The organism is Thiobacillus sp. (assembly GCF_030696885.1).
Classification (GTDB): Bacteria; Pseudomonadota; Gammaproteobacteria; order Burkholderiales; family Thiobacillaceae; genus Thiobacillus.
Genome location: NZ_JAUYRI010000030.1, coordinates 15,648 through 36,061 on the forward strand (window position 1 = coordinate 15,648; position 20,414 = coordinate 36,061).

General features: G+C 65.2%; 22 protein-coding genes. 16 read left to right on the forward strand and 6 right to left on the reverse strand.

Features of this window, described 5'->3' with window-relative positions:
- Window positions 1-28: 28 nt before the first annotated feature.
- From hypF to Q8R61_RS13535, 5 genes are read right to left on the reverse strand one after another with little or no spacing between them, the layout of a single operon-like run.
- Window positions 29-2,251, reverse strand: a complete 2,223-nt coding sequence (hypF, locus tag Q8R61_RS13515; protein WP_305538148.1) for a carbamoyltransferase HypF — start codon at window positions 2,249-2,251, stop codon at window positions 29-31.
- On the reverse strand, window positions 2,244-3,341 hold the full coding sequence (hypD, locus tag Q8R61_RS13520; RefSeq protein WP_305538150.1) for a hydrogenase formation protein HypD: 1,098 nt from the start codon (window positions 3,339-3,341) through the stop codon (window positions 2,244-2,246). The genes hypF and hypD overlap by 8 nt, the downstream gene beginning before the upstream one ends.
- Window positions 3,341-4,147: a hydrogenase nickel incorporation protein HypB gene (hypB, locus tag Q8R61_RS13525; RefSeq protein WP_305538152.1), complete on the reverse strand. Its 807-nt coding sequence runs from the start codon at window positions 4,145-4,147 to the stop codon at window positions 3,341-3,343. The genes hypD and hypB overlap by 1 nt, the downstream gene beginning before the upstream one ends.
- A gap of 37 nt (window positions 4,148-4,184) precedes the next feature.
- A complete protein-coding gene (locus Q8R61_RS13530; RefSeq protein ID WP_305538154.1) occupies window positions 4,185-4,553 on the reverse strand; it encodes a hydrogenase maturation nickel metallochaperone HypA in 369 nt (122 codons plus the stop codon).
- On the reverse strand, window positions 4,546-4,776 hold the full coding sequence (locus Q8R61_RS13535) for a HypC/HybG/HupF family hydrogenase formation chaperone (protein ID WP_305538156.1): 231 nt from the start codon (window positions 4,774-4,776) through the stop codon (window positions 4,546-4,548). The genes Q8R61_RS13530 and Q8R61_RS13535 overlap by 8 nt, the downstream gene beginning before the upstream one ends.
- Before the next feature lie 156 nt (window positions 4,777-4,932).
- Between Q8R61_RS13535 and Q8R61_RS13540 the strand changes: the two genes are divergently transcribed.
- The 16 genes from Q8R61_RS13540 to Q8R61_RS13615 all read left to right on the forward strand — a co-directional run bounded on the left by Q8R61_RS13540 (window position 4,933) and on the right by Q8R61_RS13615 (window position 20,128).
- Window positions 4,933-5,400 (forward strand): hydrogenase maturation protease, encoded by a 468-nt coding sequence (locus Q8R61_RS13540; RefSeq protein WP_305538158.1) that lies wholly within the window; start codon window positions 4,933-4,935, stop codon window positions 5,398-5,400.
- Window positions 5,390-5,806 carry a hydrogenase expression/formation protein gene (locus tag Q8R61_RS13545; RefSeq protein WP_305538160.1) on the forward strand — a complete coding sequence of 139 codons (417 nt, stop codon included), beginning with the start codon at window positions 5,390-5,392 and terminating at the stop codon, window positions 5,804-5,806. The genes Q8R61_RS13540 and Q8R61_RS13545 overlap by 11 nt, the downstream gene beginning before the upstream one ends.
- Before the next feature lie 76 nt (window positions 5,807-5,882).
- Window positions 5,883-6,962, forward strand: a complete 1,080-nt coding sequence (locus Q8R61_RS13550) for a hydrogenase small subunit (protein WP_305538162.1) — start codon at window positions 5,883-5,885, stop codon at window positions 6,960-6,962.
- A gap of 2 nt (window positions 6,963-6,964) precedes the next feature.
- Window positions 6,965-7,624: a hypothetical protein gene (locus Q8R61_RS13555; RefSeq protein ID WP_305538164.1), complete on the forward strand. Its 660-nt coding sequence runs from the start codon at window positions 6,965-6,967 to the stop codon at window positions 7,622-7,624.
- Window positions 7,625-7,664: 40 nt separating this feature from the next.
- Window positions 7,665-8,927, forward strand: coding sequence for a (Fe-S)-binding protein (locus Q8R61_RS13560; protein WP_305538166.1), 1,263 nt, complete (start codon window positions 7,665-7,667; stop codon window positions 8,925-8,927).
- A 4-nt stretch (window positions 8,928-8,931) separates the two neighbouring features.
- The gene (locus Q8R61_RS13565) at window positions 8,932-10,722 is read left to right on the forward strand and encodes a nickel-dependent hydrogenase large subunit (protein ID WP_305538168.1); all 1,791 of its coding nucleotides are present in this window, start codon (window positions 8,932-8,934) and stop codon (window positions 10,720-10,722) included.
- A 32-nt stretch (window positions 10,723-10,754) separates the two neighbouring features.
- Window positions 10,755-11,330, forward strand: coding sequence for a HupE/UreJ family protein (locus Q8R61_RS13570; protein WP_305538170.1), 576 nt, complete (start codon window positions 10,755-10,757; stop codon window positions 11,328-11,330).
- Complete coding sequence (locus tag Q8R61_RS13575) at window positions 11,330-11,647, forward strand: hypothetical protein (RefSeq protein ID WP_305538172.1); 318 nt, start codon at window positions 11,330-11,332, stop codon at window positions 11,645-11,647. The genes Q8R61_RS13570 and Q8R61_RS13575 overlap by 1 nt, the downstream gene beginning before the upstream one ends.
- Before the next feature lie 76 nt (window positions 11,648-11,723).
- Window positions 11,724-12,767, forward strand: a complete 1,044-nt coding sequence (locus Q8R61_RS13580; protein ID WP_305538174.1) for a V-type ATPase subunit — start codon at window positions 11,724-11,726, stop codon at window positions 12,765-12,767.
- Complete coding sequence (locus Q8R61_RS13585; protein ID WP_305538176.1) at window positions 12,767-14,662, forward strand: V-type ATP synthase subunit I; 1,896 nt, start codon at window positions 12,767-12,769, stop codon at window positions 14,660-14,662. Before Q8R61_RS13580 ends, Q8R61_RS13585 begins: the two co-directional genes overlap by 1 nt.
- Window positions 14,663-14,687: 25 nt before the next feature.
- Entirely contained in the window at window positions 14,688-15,125 is a 438-nt protein-coding gene (locus Q8R61_RS13590; protein WP_305538178.1) for an ATP synthase subunit C, read from the forward strand.
- A gap of 4 nt (window positions 15,126-15,129) precedes the next feature.
- Window positions 15,130-15,474 (forward strand): V-type ATP synthase subunit F, encoded by a 345-nt coding sequence (locus Q8R61_RS13595; protein WP_305538180.1) that lies wholly within the window; start codon window positions 15,130-15,132, stop codon window positions 15,472-15,474.
- Window positions 15,475-15,556: 82 nt separating this feature from the next.
- Window positions 15,557-16,207 carry a V-type ATP synthase subunit E gene (locus Q8R61_RS13600; RefSeq protein WP_305538182.1) on the forward strand — a complete coding sequence of 217 codons (651 nt, stop codon included), beginning with the start codon at window positions 15,557-15,559 and terminating at the stop codon, window positions 16,205-16,207.
- A 3-nt stretch (window positions 16,208-16,210) separates the two neighbouring features.
- Entirely contained in the window at window positions 16,211-18,004 is a 1,794-nt protein-coding gene (locus Q8R61_RS13605) for a V-type ATP synthase subunit A (protein ID WP_305538184.1), read from the forward strand.
- On the forward strand, window positions 18,001-19,383 hold the full coding sequence (locus tag Q8R61_RS13610; RefSeq protein ID WP_305538186.1) for a V-type ATP synthase subunit B: 1,383 nt from the start codon (window positions 18,001-18,003) through the stop codon (window positions 19,381-19,383). The genes Q8R61_RS13605 and Q8R61_RS13610 overlap by 4 nt, the downstream gene beginning before the upstream one ends.
- Window positions 19,384-19,507: 124 nt before the next feature.
- Complete coding sequence (locus tag Q8R61_RS13615; RefSeq protein ID WP_305538188.1) at window positions 19,508-20,128, forward strand: V-type ATP synthase subunit D; 621 nt, start codon at window positions 19,508-19,510, stop codon at window positions 20,126-20,128.
- 146 nt (window positions 20,129-20,274) lie between these two features.
- Here Q8R61_RS13615 and Q8R61_RS13620 read toward each other — a convergent pair.
- Window positions 20,275-20,414 (reverse strand): thiosulfate oxidation carrier complex protein SoxZ (locus tag Q8R61_RS13620; RefSeq protein ID WP_305538190.1); only part of this gene is annotated, 140 nt, incomplete at its 5' end.

Here is a 20,414-nt window from a genome sequence, read left to right on the forward strand (position 1 = left end):
TTATTGAAATGGCTTTATTGGGATGGTTTTATTCAAACAGAAATTCGATGACCTGCCCGAAGCTTAACCCGGCATCGTTCACCGGAAGCCGTTCCGGCAGATGGACACGGAAACCGGCGGCTTCGAGCCGCGCGATCGCGGCTTCGGCCAGCAGGCGATTCTGGAACACGCCGCCGGTGAGGCCGACGGAATCGATGCCGGTTTGCGCGCGCAATTGCTGCGCCTGCTCGACCAATGCCTGCGCCAGGCTGAGATGAAAGCGGGCTGCGCGTTCGGATTGCGGGCGGGTGGCGTCGGCGAGCATCGGCAACAGCGGCGCCCAGTCGCTGCGCCAGATCCCGGCCGGGTCGCGTTCGAGCGGCAACGGGACGGCGTCGCCGTCGCCGCTGGCGATCGCTTCCAGCCGCATCGGCCCTTCGCCCTCGAAGCTGGCGTGGGTGCAGACGCCGCACAGCGCCGCCGCCGCATCGAACAGGCGGCCGACCGAGGAACTGGCCGGGCTGTTGAGCCGGGCTGACCAGGCCTGATGCAGCGCGTCCGGCGCAAAGGGCGCGGGCTGGCCGGTTTCCCACAACAGCGCCGCCGCCGCCCGCCATGGCTCGCGCCCAGCCTTGTCGCCGCCGGGCAGACGGAACGGCCTGAACGAGGCGGCGCGCTGCCAGCGGCCGGGCGCGCCGGTAAAGGCTTCGCCACCCCACAGGGTTTGATCAGCGCCCAAGCCGACGCCGTCCCAGGCGAACACGATCCATGCGTTCACGTCCGGAACTTCCCAGGCCAGCGCCGAGGCATGGGCGGGGTGGTGCCCGATTTCGGTCAGCGGCAAGCCGCTGTCGCGGGCAAAGCGGCGATAGCCGTAGCCGGGATGACGATCCACCAGGATGCGCGCGACCTGCACCTGATACAACTGCTGCAGGTCGGCCGCCACCTGCGCCAGCGTATCCAGGCTGCGCACGGTGTCGAGTTCGCCGATATGCGGCGAGACGACGGCGCGCATGCCCCAGGCAAGACACACGGTGTTTTTCATGTGACTGCCCAACGCCAGCACAGGCGTCGGCAGCGCGGCCGGCAGCGCGAACTCCAGCGGCGCATTGCCGCGCCCCAGCCGAAGCGGGCGCGGCACGCCGGCAATGACGCGAACCACCGGATCGTCGGCCGGCCGCACGATAGGACGATCGTGGTGTAGAAAAGCGTCGGCGATAGGGGCGAGCCGGGTTTGCGCTTCGTGCGCGTCGGTCAGCACCGGTTCGCCGGACAGGTTGCCCGAGGTGGCCACCAGCGGCCCGCCAAAATCGGCAAGCAACAGCGCATGCAGCGGCGAGTAGGGCAGCAGGCAGCCGACTTCCGCAAGGCCGGGGGCCAGCAGTTCGGAAAGACCGGCACCGGTGCGTTTCGGCAGCAGCACAATGGGGCGTTCGGGCGCGGCGAGCCGCGTTTCGATGTCAGGCGTGGTTTCAACAACGTCGCGCAAGGCCTTGATATCGCGCAGCATGATGGCCAGCGGTTTGGACGGTCGCGGCTTGCGCGCGCGCAGGGTGGCCACGGCCTGATCGTTGCGCGCATCGCACATCAGGTGATACCCGCCGACGCCTTTGACCGCAACGATTTTTCCCGCGCGCAGCGCGGCGGCGGTGGCCGCGAGCGCGCCTTCATCCCCCTCATGCGTCACCCCGTCCGCGACGAACCGCAGGTGCGGACCGCACACCGGGCAGGCGATCGGCTCGGCGTGAAAGCGGCGATCGAGCGGGTTTTCATATTCGCGTTGGCAGTCCGGGCACAGCGGGAAGTCGCGCATCGCCGTGTTGGGCCGGTCGTAGGGCAGGGCGATGATCAGGGTGTAGCGCGGACCGCACTGGGTGCAGTTGATGAAGGGATAGCGGTGGCGGCGGTTGGCCGGGTCGTGCAGTTCGGCCAGGCAGTCGGCGCAGACGAAACCGTCTGCGGGTAAATGAATGTCGGCTTCGCTGCCCGACTGGCTTTCGAGGATGGAAAATGCTTCGGCGTATTCGGGCTCGCAGGTGGCGACGGCAAGCGGACCGGGGGCCGACAGCGGCGGCGCCTCGGCGAGCAACGCGTCGCTGAAACGCTGCAGTTGCGTCAACTCGCCTTCGGCGTGGATTTCCACTGAACCGTCGACGTTGCGCACCCAGCCGGTGATGCCATGCAGATGCGCCAGGCGGTAGACGAAGGGCCGGAAGCCCACGCCCTGCACCCGGCCGCTGATCGATATGCGCTGAGCGGCGCAGTCAGGCATCGACGGCTACGCGCACGCCGCCTGCCCACCAGATGCGGCAGGCGCCTTCGTCCGACACCATGCAGGGGCCGACCGGGTTGCGCGGCGTGCACGCCTTGCCATAGATGCGGCACTGGTTCGGGTAGATTTTCCCGAGTACGACCTGCGCGCAATCGCAGCCGGGCGGCATTTCGCCGGCGCGGCGGCGTTCAGGATCAGCATGGTCCGGAAACAGCAGGCGCGCGTCGTGTTTTGCGAAGGCGGGTTTCAGTGCGTAGCCCGAGTTGGGGATGATGCCGATGCCGCGCCAGTTGGCGTCGACGACGGCCAGCGTTTCATCGAGCAGGCGGCGGCCGGTCGGGTTGCCGCCGGGATGCGCGACTTCACGATAGCAGTTGTCGAGAAAACGCTCGCCACTTTTGAGCTGGCGCAGCACCGAATAGAACGACGCCAGCAGGGATTCAGTGCCGAAGCCGGCGACCGCGGCGGGAATCTCGTGGCGATCGACGACGAAGGTCCATTCTTCCGGCCCCATCACGGTGGAGACGTGGCCGGGCGCAACCAGCGCGTCGAAGCCGGGGGCACCCGAGTCGAGCAGCATGGCCACCGCCGGCCAGGTCAACCGGCCGGACAGCAGGATCGAGAGATTGTCCGGAATGCCTTCGGCCAGCATCGCCGCGACCGGCGCGGTCGTCGTCTCGAAGCCGGCAGCGAAGAACACCACCGGGCGATCGGGATTCTCCTGCGCAATTTTTCGTGCATCGAGTGGGCTGGCGATCGGGCGCACGTCGGCGCCGGCCGCCTGCGCCTCGGCGAGGGAACGCACCTCGCCCTTTTTCACGTTGACCGGCACCCGCAGCATGTCGCCGAAGGCGACCAGGATCACCTTGTCCTGCAGCGCGAGCTGGATCGCCTGGTAGACATCCTCTTCCGGACACACGCAGACCGGGCAGCCGGGGCCCGGCACCAGTTCGATCCATTTCGGCAGCGCGCCGCGCAGACCGGCGTGGGTGATCGAGCGCTCGTGGCCGCCGCACACGTTCATGATCTTGATCGTGCGGTCGAACTCGAGGGCATGGAGTTTCTCCAGCCAGGCGCGGGCTTCATCCATCAGGCGGTGACGCTGTGATATTTCATGCCGTCGGACTGGATCGCCGGCCGCCGTGACTGGCCCTGCGCCACGCGCGCACGCTGGGCGGCGAGCTGCGCGCGCAGCCAGGCCAGCCACGCGTCCATGCCCAGGTCCTTGCGCGCAGACAGCCGCATCACCGGCGCCGGATTGGCCAGATTGCGCAGATGCGCTTCGGCCTTGTCACACTCGAAGTCGTCGAGCACCGCCAGCAGATCGGTTTTGGTCAGCAGCATGGCATCTGCCGCGCGGAACATCACCGGGTACTTGGCCGGCTTGTCATCGCCCTCGGTGACCGAGAGCAGGGTGACGTTGAGGTGCTGGCCGAGGTCGAAGCTCGCCGGGCAGACCAGGTTGCCGACGTTCTCGATGAACAGGATGTCGACGCCGTCGAGGCTCATCTGATGCAACGCGTCGTGCACCAGATGGGCGTCGAGGTGGCAGGCGGTGCCGGTGACGATCTGGTGCGCCTGCACGCCCTTGGCGCGGATGCGCTCGGCGTCGTTCTCGGTTTCGAGGTCGCCCTCGATCACGGCGCAGGTGAATTCGTCCTTGAGCGCAACGAGCGTGGCTTCCAGCAGCGCGGTCTTGCCGGACCCGGGCGAGGACATCAGGTTAATCGCCAGGATGCCACGGCGGTCGAAGTGCTCGCGGTTGTGCACAGCCTGGTCGTCGTTCTTCGCCAACAGACCTTTCAGCACGGATACGGCGGTCGCGCCTTTGGGGACAGGTTTGAAGGCGAGGTGCTTGTTGCCGGGAGTGAGGTTGCAGCCGCAGGTGTCACACATTTTTTGGGGCCAGGATCTAGGAGTTAGGAAATAGGGGTCAGGGGTCAGGGGTCAGGGAAGGCGTGGTTTCGAGTTCGACGCTTTCGAGCAGGAGTTCGTCGCCGGAAACGACCTGGGTGTGCCAGTCGCCGCAGGCGCCGCAGACGAGACGGTTCATCGCGGCATCGGTCTCGGCACCGCAGGTCTGGCAATGCACCTGGATCGGCGCGTGGATGAATTCGAGCGCGGCATGTTCCATGCGGCTGCCGGCAGCGGCCAGGGGAAACGCACTGGCAAGGAGCTCGGGCACCACGCCGGCCAGGGGGCCGATACGCACGCGGATCATGCAGGCCTGCGCCGCATTGTGCTGATCGATCACGGCGTCGACCTGTTCGACCAATGCCTGGGCGACAGCCAACTCATGCACCGCTTTCCTCCAGAATCTGGTCCAGCAGTTCCCAGGTGGTGCGGGCATCCGACTCGGCGATTTTCTGGATGGCATAGCCGACGTGCACCATGACGAAGTCGCCGACCGCGGGTGGCGCGTCCTGCATCATGAAAAGACTGACATCGCGCCATACGCCCTTGGCCTGGCAACGGGCGGTAAAGCCTTCGATCGATTCGATCTGCATCGGAATGGCAAGGCACATAAGCGGCAACCGGAACATGAACGCAATTCAGTATATGTGATTTGCGGGCCCCGCGTCCGCTCATGAATATTACGAAATTTTTATGGATAAACAGAAGCTTGAGTGAATTCCTCAGTTGTTATTCGAATTGACCACTGGTAGATTGAGACTATGAAAATGCTTGTGCTCGGCATCGGCAACACCCTGCTCACCGACGAAGGCATCGGTATTCATGTGCTGCAGGCGCTGGCGCCCGAGTTGGCAAATTGGACCGATGTCACCCTGCTCGACGGCGGTACGCTGTCGTTCACTCTGGCGGGACCGATCGAGGATGCCGATGCGCTGATCGTCGTCGATGCTGCCAATATCAAAAAACAGCCGGGTGAATGGGTGCTGCTGAAAGGGGAGGAAATGGACGCATTTCTGATGAGCAATCGCAAGGCCACGGTGCATGAGGTGGGGCTGACCGATCTGCGCGCCATCGCCCTTCTGGCCGGACACTGGCCCGACAAGCGCGCGATGCTGGCGATCCAGCCCGACGTCATCGATTGGGGCGAACTGCCCACCCCGGCCGTTGCCGCTGCCATTCCCCCCGCCTGTGCGGCGATCATTGAACAACTCCAGGAATGGCAGCATGTCGCTTGACGCCATCCCCATACACGTCATCAACGCACCGCCGATCGAAGCCGGCCTGACCGGCAATGCGCCGCCGCTGCTGCGCGAACTGGCCGAACAGGTGAAGCGCCTGCTCGCCACCGGCGAAGCCTCGGCTATCGATCTTTCGGCCTTGCCGCTGACACCGGCCGATCTCGACTGGCTGCGCGAAAAACTGGGCGCCGGAGAAATCAGCGTCACCCTGCAGGCCAACGGCGAGTCCACGCTGAACGAGACTGCCTGCCCCGGCGTCTGGTGGGTGACGCATCACAACGAACGGGGCGCAGTCACTTCACAGCTCATCGAGGTGGCCTTGGTGCCTGAACTGGTGAAGGCCCACCCCCAGGATGTACAAATAGGATACGAATATCTTGAATTAGTGCTTTCCGACCTCTAAGCTGAATCGGAAGCCAGGACGAATTAAGGAGCGGCTTTTCAAGGCGGTGGTGTTACACGTTTAGGAGACAAGCATCATGCAGGGTCCGTTGATCGACACACTTGCGCGGCAGGGCATCACCCGCCGAACCTTTCTCAAATACTGCACGACGCTGGCCTCTATGATGGCACTGCCACCCGCGGCCGGGCTTGCCATGGCCGAGGCGATGGCTGCAGCGCGACGTCCCTCGGTGATCTGGCTGCCGTTCCAGGAATGCACCGGCTGCACCGAGTCGATCACCCGATCGCACTCGCCCACGCTGGAAGGCATGATCTTCGACATGATCTCGCTCGACTATCAGGAGACGCTGATGGCCGCAGCCGGGCATCAGGCCGAGGAGGCCTTGCAAGCCGCGATGAAGGAGAACGCAGGCAAGTATCTCCTGATCGTCGACGGCTCGATTCCGCTCGACATGGACGGTGCCTATTCCTGCATCGGCGGCCGCTCCAACGTGGAGATTCTGAAGGAAGCCGCAGCGGGCGCGGCGGCCATCGTGGCGATGGGTTCCTGTGCCGCCTTCGGCGGCATCCCGAAAGCCAACCCTAACCCGACCGGCGCGGTGTCGGTGTCCGACATCATCAAGGACAAGCCCATCGTCAACATTCCCGGCTGCCCGCCAATCCCGGTGGTGATGACTGGCGTGCTGGCGCACTACCTCACCTTCGGGAGCCTGCCGGAACTCGACGACAAGGGCCGGCCCAAAGCCTTCTTCGGCGAAACCATCCACGACCGCTGCTACCGCCGTCCGTTCTACGACCAGGGCAAGTTCGCCAAGACCTTCGACGATGAAGGCGCACGGATGGGCTGGTGCCTGTTCGAACTGGGCTGCAAGGGCCCGGTGACCTACAACGCCTGCGCCACGGTGAAGTGGAACGGCGGCACCTCGTGGCCGGTGGAATCCGGGCATGGCTGTCTCGGCTGTTCCGAACCCGATTTCTGGGACGCCGGCGGCTTCTACAAGGCGCTGTCGGTGCCGGCCGACCCGCTCGAGTTCGGTGCCGCCGCGGCCGTGGTGGGCGCAGGTGCAGGGGTGGCGGTCAGTTTCGCCAACCGCGCCAAAAAGCGCGCCGCCAAGGCGGCGCATCAAACCACTACGCTGGCTGACCTGGAGAAATAAGCATGAACGAATTGCAATTTCTGACTTGGGTGCGCGGGCCGGGGCTCGACATCGCCGTAGGCATTTTCGTGCTGGGCGTGCTGTGGCGCCTGTTCGAGATCTACTCGCTCGGCCGCAAGAAGGATCTGGCCGCGCCGCGCCATGCGGCCGGTGCGTCGGGTCTTCATACCGTGTTTCGGCGTTCGATCCCCCCGCCCGGTGGGGTGAAGCGCTCGCCGGTGAGTTACATCGGCGGCTACATTTTCCACATCGGGCTGGCGATCGTCGTGTTCGGGTTCGCACCGCATATCCTGCTGATCAAGAATCTAACCGGCCTGTCCTGGCCCGGGCTGCCATCGCAGTTCATCGACCTGGCCGCCGTGGTGACGATGGCGGCGATGGTGGTGGTGCTGGTCGACCGCATCAACAAGCCGGTCAAGCGCTTTCTCAGCACCTTCGGGGACTGGTTCACCTGGACAGTGACCTTCCTGCCGGTGCTGACCGGCTGGCTGGCGGTTCAGCACCTGCTGCTGCCCTATACGACGATGTTGGCGCTGCACATCCTGTCGGTGGAAATCCTGCTGATCGTACTGCCGTTCACCAAGCTGTTCCACGCCTTCACGCTGTTCGGCTCGCGCTGGTACAACGGCAAGGTTAACGGCCAGAGGGGGGTGCCCGTATGAACAGGCAACCGATGTTCCTCGCATTCAGGGAGAACACACAATGAGCGCTTCACTGGAAAAGGGCATCAACGCCCTCAAGCAAGTCATCGACGCCCCCATTGCCAGCTATTTCAACAGCTGCGTGCATTGCGGCCTGTGTGCCGATGCCTGCCTGTTCTATACGGAAACCGGCGACCCCAAGTACACGCCGATCCACAAACTGGAGCCCTTGCGCCGCGTCTACGAGCAGGAATACACCCTGCTCGGGCGGCTGAAGAAAGTGGTCGGCCTGTCCAAACCGGTGACCGACGACGAGCTCGACCAGTGGCAGTCGCTGGTGTACGACAGCTGCACCATGTGCGGGCGCTGCTCGATGGTCTGTCCGGTGGGCAATGACATCGTCTACATGGTGCGCAAGTTCCGCGAAGGCATGGCGGCGTCCGGCCACGTTCCCGACGGCATCAAGGGCGCCACCCAGCGCACGGTCGAGATCGGCGGCCCGATGGGTCTGAAGTGGCCGGCGGTCGCCAACGTGATCAGGAAGGCCGAGGAGGCAACCGGCCTTGCGATCCCGGTCGACAAGGAGGGCGCCGACTATCTGGTGCTGTTGTCGTCGATGGAAATCGTCAACTTCCCCGAATACCTCGAGGCACTGGCGAAGATCTTCAGCAAGGCGGGCATCAGCTTCACGCTCGCCTCGGACGCCTTCGAGGCGACCAACGCCGGCATTCAGATCGGCAACTCGGACATAGCGAAAGTGATCGTCTCGCGCATCGTCGATGCCGCCGAGAAACTGAAGGTGAAGAACGTGCTGTCGCCCGAATGCGGCCACGCCTACATGGCGATCCGCTGGGAGGGTCCCAACCTGATCGGCCGGCCCTTCACATTCAATGTCGTGCACGTGCTGGAACTGCTCGACGAACTGCGCCTGAAGGGCGTGCTGAAGATGAAATCCACCTTCAAGGAGCCGCTGATCCTGCACGACCCCTGCCAGATCGTTCGCCGCGGCGGCGTGCTGCAGGCGGCCGAACCGCTGATCCAGCAGGTCGCGGACAACTACATCCCGATCGTCGACAAGCAGAAATGGAACTGGTGCTGCGGCGGCGGTGGCGGGGCCTCGGCGATCCACACGGACGAAGCGGAAGCCCTGCGCGCCAAGGTCTTCCAGGTCAAGAAACGGCAGATCGAGGAAGCCGGCGTCAGCACCATGGTGACGTTCTGCGCCAACTGCCGCATCGTGATGGAGGAAGGCGTCGACCATTACGAGATGGATACCAAGCTGCTCGGCCTGACCGAGCTACTGGCAGAACACCTGGAGGATTGAACCCATGAGCACAGCACAACGCATCGTCGTTGATCCCATCACCCGCATCGAGGGCCATCTGCGCATCGAGGCGGAAACCGATGCCGACGGCAAGATCACGCGTGCCTATTCCGCCGGCACCATGGTGCGCGGCATCGAGATCATTCTTCGGGGCCGCGACCCGCGCGACGCCTGGGCCTTTGCACAAAGGATTTGCGGCGTCTGCACCCTGGTGCACGGCATCGCCTCGGTGCGCTCGGTGGAGGACGCGCTGCATCGCGCCATCCCCAGCTACAGCATTCCACAGAATGCCGAACTGATCCGCAACCTGATGATCGCCGCGCAATACGTGCACGACCACGTGATGCACTTCTATCACCTGCACGCGCTCGACTGGGTCGACGTGGTGTCGGCGCTGAAGGCTGACCCCAATGCCACGTCCCAGCTGGCGCAATCGATCTCCGGCTATTCAAAATCGTCGCCGGGTTACTTTGCCGACGCGCAGAAAAAAGTGAAGACCTTCGTCGAACAGGGCCAGCTCGGCATTTTCGCCAACGCCTACTGGGGCCATCCCGCCTACAAGCTGCCGCCCGAAGCCAACCTGATGGCGGTGGCGCACTATCTCGACGCGCTCGCCTGGCAGCGCGATGTGGTCAAGCTGCACGCCATTTTCGGCGGCAAGAACCCGCACCCCAACTTCGTGGTGGGCGGCGTACCGTCGGCCATTTCGGTGCAGACCGGGGCCGGCCCGGGCCAAGGGCCACATTATCGCGGCGGCCAGGATGCCACCGCGCTCAACATGGTCGGCCTGCAGACGGTGCAGAACGTCATTCGCCAGATGCGCGAATTCGTCGACCAGGTCTATGTGCCGGACACGCTCGCCATTGCCGGCTTCTACAAGGACTGGGCTGGGCGTGGCGAAGGTCTGGGCAACTTCATGACCTTCGGCGACCTGCCATCGAAAGGGTTCTGGGACACCGATTCCTACCTCATTCCGCGCGGCGTCATTCTCAACCGCGACCTGTCGACCATTCATCCCATCGACCTCGACGCGGACAACGAAATCCAGGAATACGTCAGCCACTCCTGGTACACCTACAAGGACGGCGACGCGCAGGGCCTGCACCCGTTCCGCGGCGAGACCGAACTCAACTACACCGGGCCGAAGCCGCCTTACCAGCAACTCGACGTCGACAAGAAATACTCGTGGATGAAATCGCCGCGCTGGAAGGGCCACTCGATGGAAGTCGGCCCGCTCGCCCGCGTGCTGATGCTGTATGCCAGCGGCAACGCGCAGGCGAAGGACCTGGTGGGCCTCACGCTGAAGACGCTCGACGTGCCGGTCGACGCGCTGTTCTCCACACTCGGCCGCACGGCTGCGCGCACGCTGGAATCGAAGATCCTGGCCGACGCCATGCAGGGCTGGTTCGATCAGTTGATGGCCAACATCAAGGCGGGCGACGTGCGCACCTTCAACGACCAGTACTGGGATCCGTCCACCTGGCCCAAGCACATGCAGGGCGTCGGCCTGATGGAAGCGCCGCGCGGCGGCCTCTCGCACTGGATCGTCATCGACGACGCCAAGATCAGCAACTACCAGGCGGTGGTGCCCAGCACCTGGAACGCCGGCCCGCGCGATATGCAAGGGCAGCCGGGCGCCTACGAGGCCGCTTTGCAGGACAACCATGTGATGGCCGATCCGAAGCAGCCGATCGAAATCCTGCGCACCATCCATTCCTTCGATCCCTGCATTGCCTGCGCCGTGCACGTGACCGACCCGGATGGCGAGGAACTGGTGCAGGTGAAGATCAAGTAATGCCGACGATCGATCAAACTGGAGAGTACGCAATGAACCTGATAAAACATTCACGCACGTTTGCCCTGGCCGCGTTGGGCCTGTTTGCCGGCACGGCCTCCGCCCACACGGGTGATCATGCCGTCACCGGTTTCGTGAGCGGTCTGGCCCATCCGCTGCTGGGGCTCGACCATCTGTTCGCCATGGTCGCCATCGGCCTGTGGGCGGCGCAGCAGGGCGGCAGGGCGCTGTGGGCGGTGCCCGCGGCCTTTGTCGGGGCAATGCTGGTGGGCGGCGGGCTGGCCTGGTCCGGCATCGCCCTGCCACAGGTCGAGACCGCCCTTGCGCTGTCGGTGCTGGTGCTGGGTCTCTTGATCGCCAGCCGGCGCCAGTGGGCGGTAACGGCCGCGATGGCGCTCGCTGCCGGCTTCGCTGTATTCCACGGCTATGCCCACGGACTGGAAATGCCGCTGGCCGCATCGCCTGCACTGTATGGCCTGGGCTTCGTGCTGGCCACGCTGGGGCTGCATGGCCTCGGCATCGTCGGCCGCGTGATCGGCCGCCGCACGGTTCAACTGGCAGGGGCGGGCATCGCGGCCACAGGCCTGGCACTGATCTTCGCCATGTAATGGACGATCAGCTGCAACGTCTGCTGGAGACCGAGGCCCGTGCGCAGACGGTAATCGATGCCGCCAGCCGCGAGCGCCAGCGCATGATTGAGGATGCGCTCGCCGCCGTGCGTGACGCCGAGGCCCGTTTCGAAGCGGGCCGCGCCGAACTCCGGGCGCCGTACCTGCACGAGGCGCAGGGGCGTGCCGAACAGGCGGTGGCCGAGCTCTCGCGCAAGTACGGCGAACGCCAGCGCACCCTGCGCGACCTGGCATCGCGGCACGAAGTCGAAGCGGTGGATGCGGCCCTGACCCTGTTGCTCGACCCCAACGCATGACCGGCCCCAAGCCCTGACAGGGAAAGCGGGGCAGAGGGTATCCCCTGGTACCCGACCCGAACACGCTGCCGATCCCATGTCCGCCTATCTCAACACCCGCGTCAGCCTGTATGCCCGCCGCCTCTGGCCGGACGCGGCGCTCGACACGCTGGTCGGAGTGGCCGATGACGTCGTGGCCAATACGCTGATCCAGCGTGGACTGCCGCAACTGGCGGCGGGACAGGATCCCCAGACCGGTCGACAGCAGGATTCCCGCTCGCTGGAGCAACGCATCATTGCGCAAATCCTCGACGAGACGCGGGTGTTGATCCGTCCGCTGTCTGGCACTGCGCGCACTTTTCTGACCTTCTGGACCGCGCGTTTCGAGATTTCCAATGTGAAAACCCTGCTGCGCAGCAAGCTGACGGGTGAACGCCCCGCCGCCGTGCTGGCCCGGCTGACGCCGATGGGGGCCTTCGGGCGGCTGGACAACCCGGATCTGGCGCATGCCGAGGATGTCGGCGAACTGTTGCGTCGTCTGGAAGCGGGCCCCTACGCCGGCATCGTGCGCCACGCCCGGCGCGCCTTCGAGCAGAACCATGATCCGTTCATTCTCGATGCGGCGCTGGATCACGGCTATTACGAAGGCCTTATCCTGCGCGCCCAGCCGCTGGAAGACTCGGTGGGCGCGCCTTTCCGCAGCCTGATGGCGAGTCTGATCGACCGCATCAACCTGGTCTGGTTGCTGCGCTACCGCTTCAACTACAAGCTGCCACCGGCACAGGTGTATTACCTGCTGGTGGGTTCGCGCTACAGCCTGTCCAGTGCGCGCTTGCGGGAACTGGCGGCGCTGGACAGCCTGGACGCGGTACTGGCTGCGCTGCCCGCCGCCTGGCAGATTCAGTTGGCCGGCGTGACCGACATTCCCGGCGTGTTCGCCCGCATGGAACACACCGCCGCCGAGCAGGCGCTGCGGGTACTGCATTCCGGCGCGCCCGACATTGCCCGCGCATTTGCCTACCTGATCCTGCGCGAGCGCGACCTGCGTGCCGTCCGCGCGGTGCTGCGCGGCCGCCATCTCGGCCTGGCCGAGATCGAGATTCGACAGGCGCTGCAGCGCGCGCCTGCGGAGACAGCCTGATGCTGCGCGCCGAACCGCTCTATCGCATTCAACTGCTGATGCTGGCGTCGGAAGCGCAGGATGCCGCGCTGGCGCTGGCCCGCTTCGGCGTTTTCAATCCGGCGCCGTGCACACTGGAAGTACTCGATGAATCACCCGCCATGGCCTATCGCGAAGCCTGGCTCGAAGCCGAAGCGCGCCTGACGAAGCTGCGGGCGCAATGCGGTGAAACGGGCCCGCTGGCCATTCCGGCCGATGCCGAGGCACCGGCGCTGGCCGACCTGGAAGAATTGAACGCGTGGTTGAAGGAGGTGTGGACCGCCTGTCTGGCGTGTCACGAAAGCGATGCGCAGATCGCGGATGCGCGCAGCCGCCTCGAGGCACTGGACGATACGCTCGCCAAACTGGAACGGCTGAATGTCGATCTCGCGCAACTGTTGCGCGCCGACAGCCTGCTGGCGGTTCAAATCGGCAGCCTGCCGGTGGCCGGCCTCAAGCGGGTGACCGAGGCACTGTCGATGACCGGCCATCTGGTGTCACGCTTCGATCAGGTCGGCGATCAGGTGTTCGCGGTGATTGCCGGCCCGCGTATCCGCCGGGACGAAGTGCGCGGCCTGCTGGCCCAGGCGGGCTGGCACGAACTGCCGGTGCCGGGCGAACTGCGCACCCATCCGCAGGCCGCGCGAACCTGGCTGGAAGCGGAGCGCATCCGACTCGATACGCAGTCTGGCGCGACCTGCCAGGTCCGGGATGTTTTGCGCGATCGCTTCGGTCCGCGTCTGAATGAAGCGCGCCTGCGTCTCGCCCTGGCGCGTCCGCTGGCGGAAGCGGCGCTGGCCGGGGTACGCGGCAAGGGTGGCCTGACGGCCTTGTCGGGCTGGGTTCCGAAACGCCAGCTGGACACCTTGCGCGATACGCTGAACGAACATTTTCATGGGCGCTACTGGCTGGACGTGCGTGAACCCTCCGCCAGGGAAGTGGCCGACGTGCCTTCGCTGGTGCGCTATCCGGGCTGGCTCGCCCCCTTCGTTCCGCTGGTGAAAAGTTACGGCATTCCGCGTTACGGCGAATTCGACCCGGCGCTGCCGTTCGCCTTCACCTGGCTGCTGCTGTTCGGCGCCATGTTCGGCGACATCGGGCACGGCGCGGTGATTCTGCTGCTGGCCGTTCTGTTCCACCGGCGTCTCGGGCGCATGGCCTGGGTGGGCATTGCGGCGGGCGCGGTGTCGATGCTGTTCGGCGCGTTGTACGGCAGCATCTTCGGCTACGAAAACCTCATCGAGCCGCTGTGGCTGTCGCCGCTGCACGATCCCATCCGCGTGCTGACCCTGGCCGTGGGTTTCGGCGGCGGCTTCATCACATTCACCCTGCTGGCCAATGCCTGGAACAAGGCGGTGGCCGGCCGCGCTAGCGAAGCCCTGTTCGATTCCAGCGGGCTCGCCGGGCTGGCGTTTTATCTAGGCGCTGCCGGTGTGCTGGCCAGCCTGGCTGGCGCCGCCGATCTCGTCCAGCCTGCCGCGACGCTCGCGGGGCTGGGCCTTGCCGTGGTCGCCGCATTCAAGTGGCATGAAGCCAAAGCCGGACTGGGCGAACGCATTCTGGTGACGCTCATCGAGACGCTGGAAACTGTCATCAACCTGTTTTCCAACACACTGTCGTTCATGCGCGTGGCGGCGTTCAGCCTCAACCACGTCGCACTGGCGCTGGCGGTGTTCACCCTGGCCAGCGGGCTGGGGACGGCCGGTCACGGGCTCACCATTGTCCTCGGCAATATCGTCATCATCGTGCTGGAAGGGGCGATCGTCGCCATCCAGGCGCTGCGCCTGATGTATTACGAGGGCTTCTCGCGCTTCTTCAGCGCAGACGGAAGGGAATTCGTGCCGCTGCGGCTGACGCCGCAGCAAGCAAAGCTTTGATGGGCATTTCTAAAAGGGAGAGAACATGAACGGGTTGATTGCACTGATGGTATTGCCGGTGGCGGCCACGCTGGGCGCGGGACTCTGGCTGGAACTGAAGCCGCGCCGCGTGCCGGTCAGCTGGCTCAAGGGCGGCATGCTTGCCAACCTCGCGCTATTCGGCCTGGGCCTGGCCGGCGTCATGCTGTTCGGCGTGCAGGACGTGCTGGCGGCGGAGCCGGCGGCAGCCGCGGCAGGGGAAATCACCCTGGGGCAGGGACTGGCGCTGCTCGGTGTCGGGTTGCCAACGGGGCTCGCGGCCATCGGCGCCGCCATCGCGCTCGGACCGATCGGTTCGGCCTCGCTCGCGGTGATCGCGGAAAAGCCGGAGATGTTCGGCCGTACCCTGATCTACATGGGGCTCGCCGAAGGGATCGCGATTTACGGTCTGGTCATGTCCATCCTGCTGCTCGGCAAAATCTGACCCGATGCCCGCCGACACCGACCTCACGCACAGCGGCGCCCGGCTGGTGGTGCTGGGCAGCGCCGGTCTCGCCGGCGGCTTCAGCCTGATCGGGGCCGAGGTGCATGCCGACGCGGATCCCGCCACGGTGGAAACGGTGCTGGAGCAGTTGGCGAACAGCGGCGACGAAGCGCTGGTGCTGCTGGAAACCCACCTCGCCCACAGTGGCGGTTACTGGCTCAACCGGTTGCGCAACGAAGGTGGCCGCATTGTCATCACCGAACTGCCGCCGCTGTCTGCGCCCCACGATTACGCGCCCGCGGTCGACGAAGTGGTTCGGGCAGTGCTGGGACCCGAGGCGTTGGGATAGATGCAAGATGATCCATGTCGAGAATTGACTTGAATCTTGCAACTTGAATCTTGTATCGCAAGATTTTGTTTTGGAGCGCTAAATGGAAGCGAATGCGCAGGTTTCGCAGCTCGAACAGGCTCTGCTGCTGCAGGCCGAGACTTTGGCGCGCGAGCAATTGCAGAACGCCGAATCGGCGCGCGCACGCATCCTCGCCGAGTCGGCGGACAAGCTGAAGCTGGCCGGGGAACGTGAGGTGCTGACTGCCAAGGTCGAGGCCGAGCGCCTGGTGCGGCGCCATAGCCAGGCGGCGGAGGCGCGGCTTGCCGCCGAACTTGACCGCTTGCGCTGGGCTTTGACCGAAGCCACGCTGGCTGGGGTCAAGACAGCGTTCCAGCAATTGGCGCAGGACGAAACGCGCTACCTGGCGCTGCTTGAAGCCTGGCTGGCTACGGCGGCACAAGCGCTACCGCCGGGCAATCTGGTTGCGGAAGTGCGACCCGACGATGAAAAGCGGCTGGCGCCACAGTGGACTGAAATTTCTGCGCGCGCCGCCCCCGAGCGCAGCGTGACGCTCGTCAGCCACAGCCAGCCAAGCGAAGGCGGCATCCGCGTGCGCCTCGCCGACAACCGCGCACAGCTCGACCAGACCTTCGAAGCCCGACAGCTGCGCCTCGCCGACGAACTGGCGCGGGTCGCGATGGAACGTCTGTTCGCCAGCGCACCCGATCTCGGCACCCTGATTCACGGATAAGCCATGGGAAAAATTCTCGAAATCAACGGCCCCCTGGTCAAACTCGAACTGCCGCAGACGGTGATCGGCGAGCAGGTGCGGGTAGGGCGCATGGGCCTGATCGGCGAAGTGATCGGCCGCGATGGCGACACTGCGCTGGCACAGCTGTACGAAGACACCACGGGCCTGCGTCCCGGCGAGGAGGCACACGGACTGGGCTGGCCGCTGTCGGTGGAACTCGGGCCGGGACTGCTCGGTGCGATTTTCGACGGGGTGCAACGCCCGCTGCAGGCGGTATGGGAGCAGAGCGGCGACCGCATCGCGCGCGGCGTCGCCGTGCCTTCTCTGCCACGCGACAAGGCCTGGCATTTCGTGCCCGATCCCGCGCGTCATGGCGGCAGCGTGCTGGCGGGCGGCGACGTGCTCGGCAGCGTGCAGGAAACCGAGTCCATCCTGCACCGCATCCTGACCCCGCCGCTGATCCAGGGCGAGTTGCTGGAACTGGCACCGGAGGGGGATTACACCTTGGAGGAAGCAATCGGCCGGGTGAGGCTGGCCGACGGCCGCATCGAGAAGCTGCACCTGTTCCACCGCTGGCCGGTGCGCACCCCGCGCCCATTCAGGCAGCGCGACCACGCGGTGGCACCGCTGATCACCGGTCAGCGCATCCTCGATACCTTCTACCCGCTGCTGAAGGGCGGCAAGGCAGCGATCCCCGGCCCGTTCGGCGCCGGCAAGACCATGCTGCAGCAGCAGATTGCGCGCTGGTGCAACACCGAGATCGTGATCTACGTCGGCTGTGGCGAGCGCGGCAACGAGCTCACCGACGTGCTGGAATCCATGCCCGAGCTGAAAGATCCGCACACCGGACGCCCGCTGATGGAGCGCACGCTGCTGGTGGCCAACACCTCCAACATGCCGGTGGTGGCGCGCGAGGCGTCGATCTATGTCGGCATTACGCTCGCCGAATATTTCCGCGACCAGGGCTACGACGTGGTGATGGTGGCCGATTCCACCAGCCGCTGGGCCGAGGCGCTGCGCGAAGTCGCCGGGCGGCTGGGGCAGATGCCGGTCGAGGAGGGCTACCCAGCCTATCTTGGCTCGCGCCTGGCCTCGTTCTATGAACGCGCCGGCCGCGTCGAAACTTTCGCCGGCGACCACGGTTCGGTCACCTTGATTGGCGCGGTGTCACCTCCCGGCGGCGATTTTTCCGAGCCGGTCACCAGCCACACGAAAGAAATCATCCAGACCTTCTGGGCGCTGTCGAAGGAGCTTGCCGACGCCCGTCATTACCCGTCGGTCGACTGGCTGGAAAGCTTCTCCGGCTATGTGAGTTCCGCCGCGAAGTGGTGGGCGCAAGCCGTTGATCCGAACTGGGAAAGCGCGCGCGCCGAGGCGCTGGACCTGCTTGCTGCATCGGAAGAGTTGCAGCGCATCGTCAACCTGGTCGGCGTCGAGGCGCTGTCCTCCGAACAACGCTGGACGCTGGAAGCGGCAGGACTCATCAAGGAAGGCCTGCTGCAGCAGTCGGCCATCGACGAGGTCGACAGTTTCGCTTCACCGGAAAAACAGTACGCGCTGCTGGCCGCGCTGCTGGAGATATACCGACAAGGCATGAAACTGGTGAAGCTCGGCGCGCCGGCCAGACGATTGATCCAGATGCCGCTACTCGCCCAGGCCCGGCGCTGGAAAAGCCAGCACAGCTCGGATGACCTCGCCGCATTGAAAGCGAAGATCGCCGCCATTCCCGATGCATTCGAGCCGATGCTGCAGGAATACACCCCCGCCTCCTCAGCCCCGAGGGAGGCCACGCCATGAAAAACATCGAATTCCGCACTGCCACCTCCGTCCAGGGCGGACTCGTCGTCATGGGCGGCGTGCCCGGCGTGGCTTCCGGCTCGCGGGTACAACTGCGCGACCATGCCGGCCGTCTGCGCTCTGGCCTGGTGATCCGCGCCTCCGACGATGCGGTGCTGGTGGAAGTGTTCGAGGGTACCGACGAACTTGATATCGAACGCACCTGGGTGCGCTTCCTCGACGAACCGTTCAAGCTGCCGCTTTCGCGCGACATCATGGGACGCGTATTCAACGGCTCCGGCCTGCCGCGCGACGGCCGCCCACCGATCATTTCCGCCGACCGTCGCGACGTCAACGGCGAGCCGCTCAACCCGGCGGCGCGCGCCTATCCGCGCGAGTTCATCCAGACCGGCATTTCCGCCATCGACGGCATGAACTCGCTGACGCGCGGACAAAAGCTGCCGATCTTTTCCGGCGGTGGCCTGCCGCACAACCGGGTGGCGGCGCAGATCGTGCGCCAGGCCAAGCTGCTGGGTGAGGAGGCCGCCGAGTTCGTAGTGGTGTTCGCCGCTTTCGGTGCCTCGCACGCCGACGCGCGCTTCTTCCAGGAAAGCTTTGAGGAAAGCGGCGTGCTGAACAAGGTGGTGATGTTCCTCAACCTCGCCGACGAGCCGGTGATCGAACGCCTGCTGACGCCGCGCGCGGCGCTCACCGCCGCCGAATACCTGGCCTTTGACCTCGACTACCATGTCCTGGTCGTGATGACCGACATGACCGCCTACGCCGAAGCCTTGAGGGAAGTCGCGGTGCTGCGCGGCGATGTGCCGGCGCGCAAGGGTTATCCCGGCTATCTGTATTCGGACCTCGCCGAAATCTACGAGCGGGCAGGGCGCATCAAGAACCGGCGCGGCTCGATCACCATGATTCCGGTGCTGTCGATGCCGTCCGACGACATCACCCACCCGATTCCCGACCTCACCGGTTACATCACCGAGGGCCAGATCGTGCTCGGGCGCGAGCTTGCCAACCAGGGCGTGTATCCGCCGGTGACCGTGCTGCCGTCACTGTCGCGCCTGATGAAAGACGGCGTCGGCAAGAACTTCACCCGCGAGGATCACCCGCACGTCGCCAGCCAGTTGTTCGCCAGCTACGCCAAGGCACTCGAAGTACGCGGACTTGCCGCGATCATCGGCGCCGAGGAACTGAGTGACGCCGACCGCCGCACCCTCGAGTTTGCCGAGGCCTTCGAGCGCCGCTTCATCGGGCAGGGCGAGGACGAGGACCGCAGCATCCACGAAACGCTCAACCTCGCCTGGGATCTGCTGTCGATGCTGCCTGCGGACGCGCTGATCCGCGTATCGGAAGACGAGTTGGCGAAGTATCACAAGGGGGCGGCATGAAACAGATGCAAGTTACAAGATGCAAGATTCAAGGAAAAACATGGGCCTACGCTTGCCCGTTGCTGCTCCGCTTTCACCTAGAATCTTGCACCTTGAATCTTGCGTCTGCCGTCGGGGACGGCACATGAAAAAACGCCTGTCCGTCCCGCCCACCAAAAGCGCGCTGCTGCAGGTCGGCCGCCAGGCGCGCTTTCTGGAGCAGGGCCGGCAGATGCTGGAGAAAAAGCGCGACTTGCTGACCCGCCTGGTGTACGAACGGCTGGCGCAGTACCGCGAACTGCGCACGCAGACCCAGCGCGAGCTCGCCGAGGCCTATCGCTGGCTCGGCATCGTGCAGATGCGCATGGGCGGGCAGATGCTGCATCAGGCTTCGGTCGGGCTGAAGCCGGCAGTGATGATCCGGGTGCTGGCGCGTTCCAGCGTCGGCGTCGAATACCCCAGCGTGAGCGCCGAGCCGTTGCCATTGCAGCCGGTTGGCCTGATGTGGACCGACGTCAGCTTCGACGAAGCGCGTCTGCGCCTACGCGATCTCACGGTGACGCTGGCGCGGCTGGGCGAGGCGGAAAACGCGCTGTGGCGCCTGCTGGCGGCCAGCCGCAAGACGCAGAAGCGCGTCAATGCCCTGAAGTTCAACATCATCCCGCGCTACCAGGCGACGGTGCAGCACATCCGCGCTGCGCTGGAGGAGGACGAGCGCAATACCCTGTTCCAGATCAAGGTGCTGCGCACGCGGCAGGGGAGCTGAGTGGGCATCTCGATGAACCGCGCCGCGCCGCGCTGACCGAGCCGAGCCGGCTTTACGATGAGGGCGCCACGCGCACCCACAAATCAAAAGGCCCCTGCCAAAACGGCAGGGGCCTTTTTTCAGACGCTGGCAGACTGCAACAGCACTTAGCCGATGGTGGCTTCGGCGCTGTTTTTGTCGCCCTTGTTGTCGACCCAGTTGACGACGACCTTGTCGCCGGCCTTGGGGCCCTTGACCTTGAAGCCGAGGTAGGGGTTGCGCGACACGGCGGGGCCGAGTTCGGCCG

What these genes read in the sequence shown, in the direction of transcription:
- hypF (WP_305538148.1), bottom strand. Translation starts at nt 2,251, where the DNA reads ATGCCTGACTGCGCCGCTCAGCGCATATCGATCAGCGGCCGGGTGCAG.
- hypD (WP_305538150.1), bottom strand. Translation starts at nt 3,341, where the DNA reads ATGGATGAAGCCCGCGCCTGGCTGGAGAAACTCCATGCCCTCGAGTTC.
- hypB (WP_305538152.1), bottom strand. Translation starts at nt 4,147, where the DNA reads ATGTGTGACACCTGCGGCTGCAACCTCACTCCCGGCAACAAGCACCTC.
- Q8R61_RS13535 (WP_305538156.1), bottom strand. Translation starts at nt 4,776, where the DNA reads ATGTGCCTTGCCATTCCGATGCAGATCGAATCGATCGAAGGCTTTACC.
- Q8R61_RS13540 (WP_305538158.1), top strand. Translation starts at nt 4,933, where the DNA reads ATGCTTGTGCTCGGCATCGGCAACACCCTGCTCACCGACGAAGGCATC.
- Q8R61_RS13545 (WP_305538160.1), top strand. Translation starts at nt 5,390, where the DNA reads ATGTCGCTTGACGCCATCCCCATACACGTCATCAACGCACCGCCGATC.
- Q8R61_RS13550 (WP_305538162.1), top strand. Translation starts at nt 5,883, where the DNA reads ATGCAGGGTCCGTTGATCGACACACTTGCGCGGCAGGGCATCACCCGC.
- Q8R61_RS13555 (WP_305538164.1), top strand. Translation starts at nt 6,965, where the DNA reads ATGAACGAATTGCAATTTCTGACTTGGGTGCGCGGGCCGGGGCTCGAC.
- Q8R61_RS13560 (WP_305538166.1), top strand. Translation starts at nt 7,665, where the DNA reads ATGAGCGCTTCACTGGAAAAGGGCATCAACGCCCTCAAGCAAGTCATC.
- Q8R61_RS13565 (WP_305538168.1), top strand. Translation starts at nt 8,932, where the DNA reads ATGAGCACAGCACAACGCATCGTCGTTGATCCCATCACCCGCATCGAG.
- Q8R61_RS13570 (WP_305538170.1), top strand. Translation starts at nt 10,755, where the DNA reads ATGAACCTGATAAAACATTCACGCACGTTTGCCCTGGCCGCGTTGGGC.
- Q8R61_RS13575 (WP_305538172.1), top strand. Translation starts at nt 11,330, where the DNA reads ATGGACGATCAGCTGCAACGTCTGCTGGAGACCGAGGCCCGTGCGCAG.
- Q8R61_RS13580 (WP_305538174.1), top strand. Translation starts at nt 11,724, where the DNA reads ATGTCCGCCTATCTCAACACCCGCGTCAGCCTGTATGCCCGCCGCCTC.
- Q8R61_RS13585 (WP_305538176.1), top strand. Translation starts at nt 12,767, where the DNA reads ATGCTGCGCGCCGAACCGCTCTATCGCATTCAACTGCTGATGCTGGCG.
- Q8R61_RS13590 (WP_305538178.1), top strand. Translation starts at nt 14,688, where the DNA reads ATGAACGGGTTGATTGCACTGATGGTATTGCCGGTGGCGGCCACGCTG.
- Q8R61_RS13595 (WP_305538180.1), top strand. Translation starts at nt 15,130, where the DNA reads ATGCCCGCCGACACCGACCTCACGCACAGCGGCGCCCGGCTGGTGGTG.
- Q8R61_RS13600 (WP_305538182.1), top strand. Translation starts at nt 15,557, where the DNA reads ATGGAAGCGAATGCGCAGGTTTCGCAGCTCGAACAGGCTCTGCTGCTG.
- Q8R61_RS13605 (WP_305538184.1), top strand. Translation starts at nt 16,211, where the DNA reads ATGGGAAAAATTCTCGAAATCAACGGCCCCCTGGTCAAACTCGAACTG.
- Q8R61_RS13610 (WP_305538186.1), top strand. Translation starts at nt 18,001, where the DNA reads ATGAAAAACATCGAATTCCGCACTGCCACCTCCGTCCAGGGCGGACTC.
- Q8R61_RS13615 (WP_305538188.1), top strand. Translation starts at nt 19,508, where the DNA reads ATGAAAAAACGCCTGTCCGTCCCGCCCACCAAAAGCGCGCTGCTGCAG.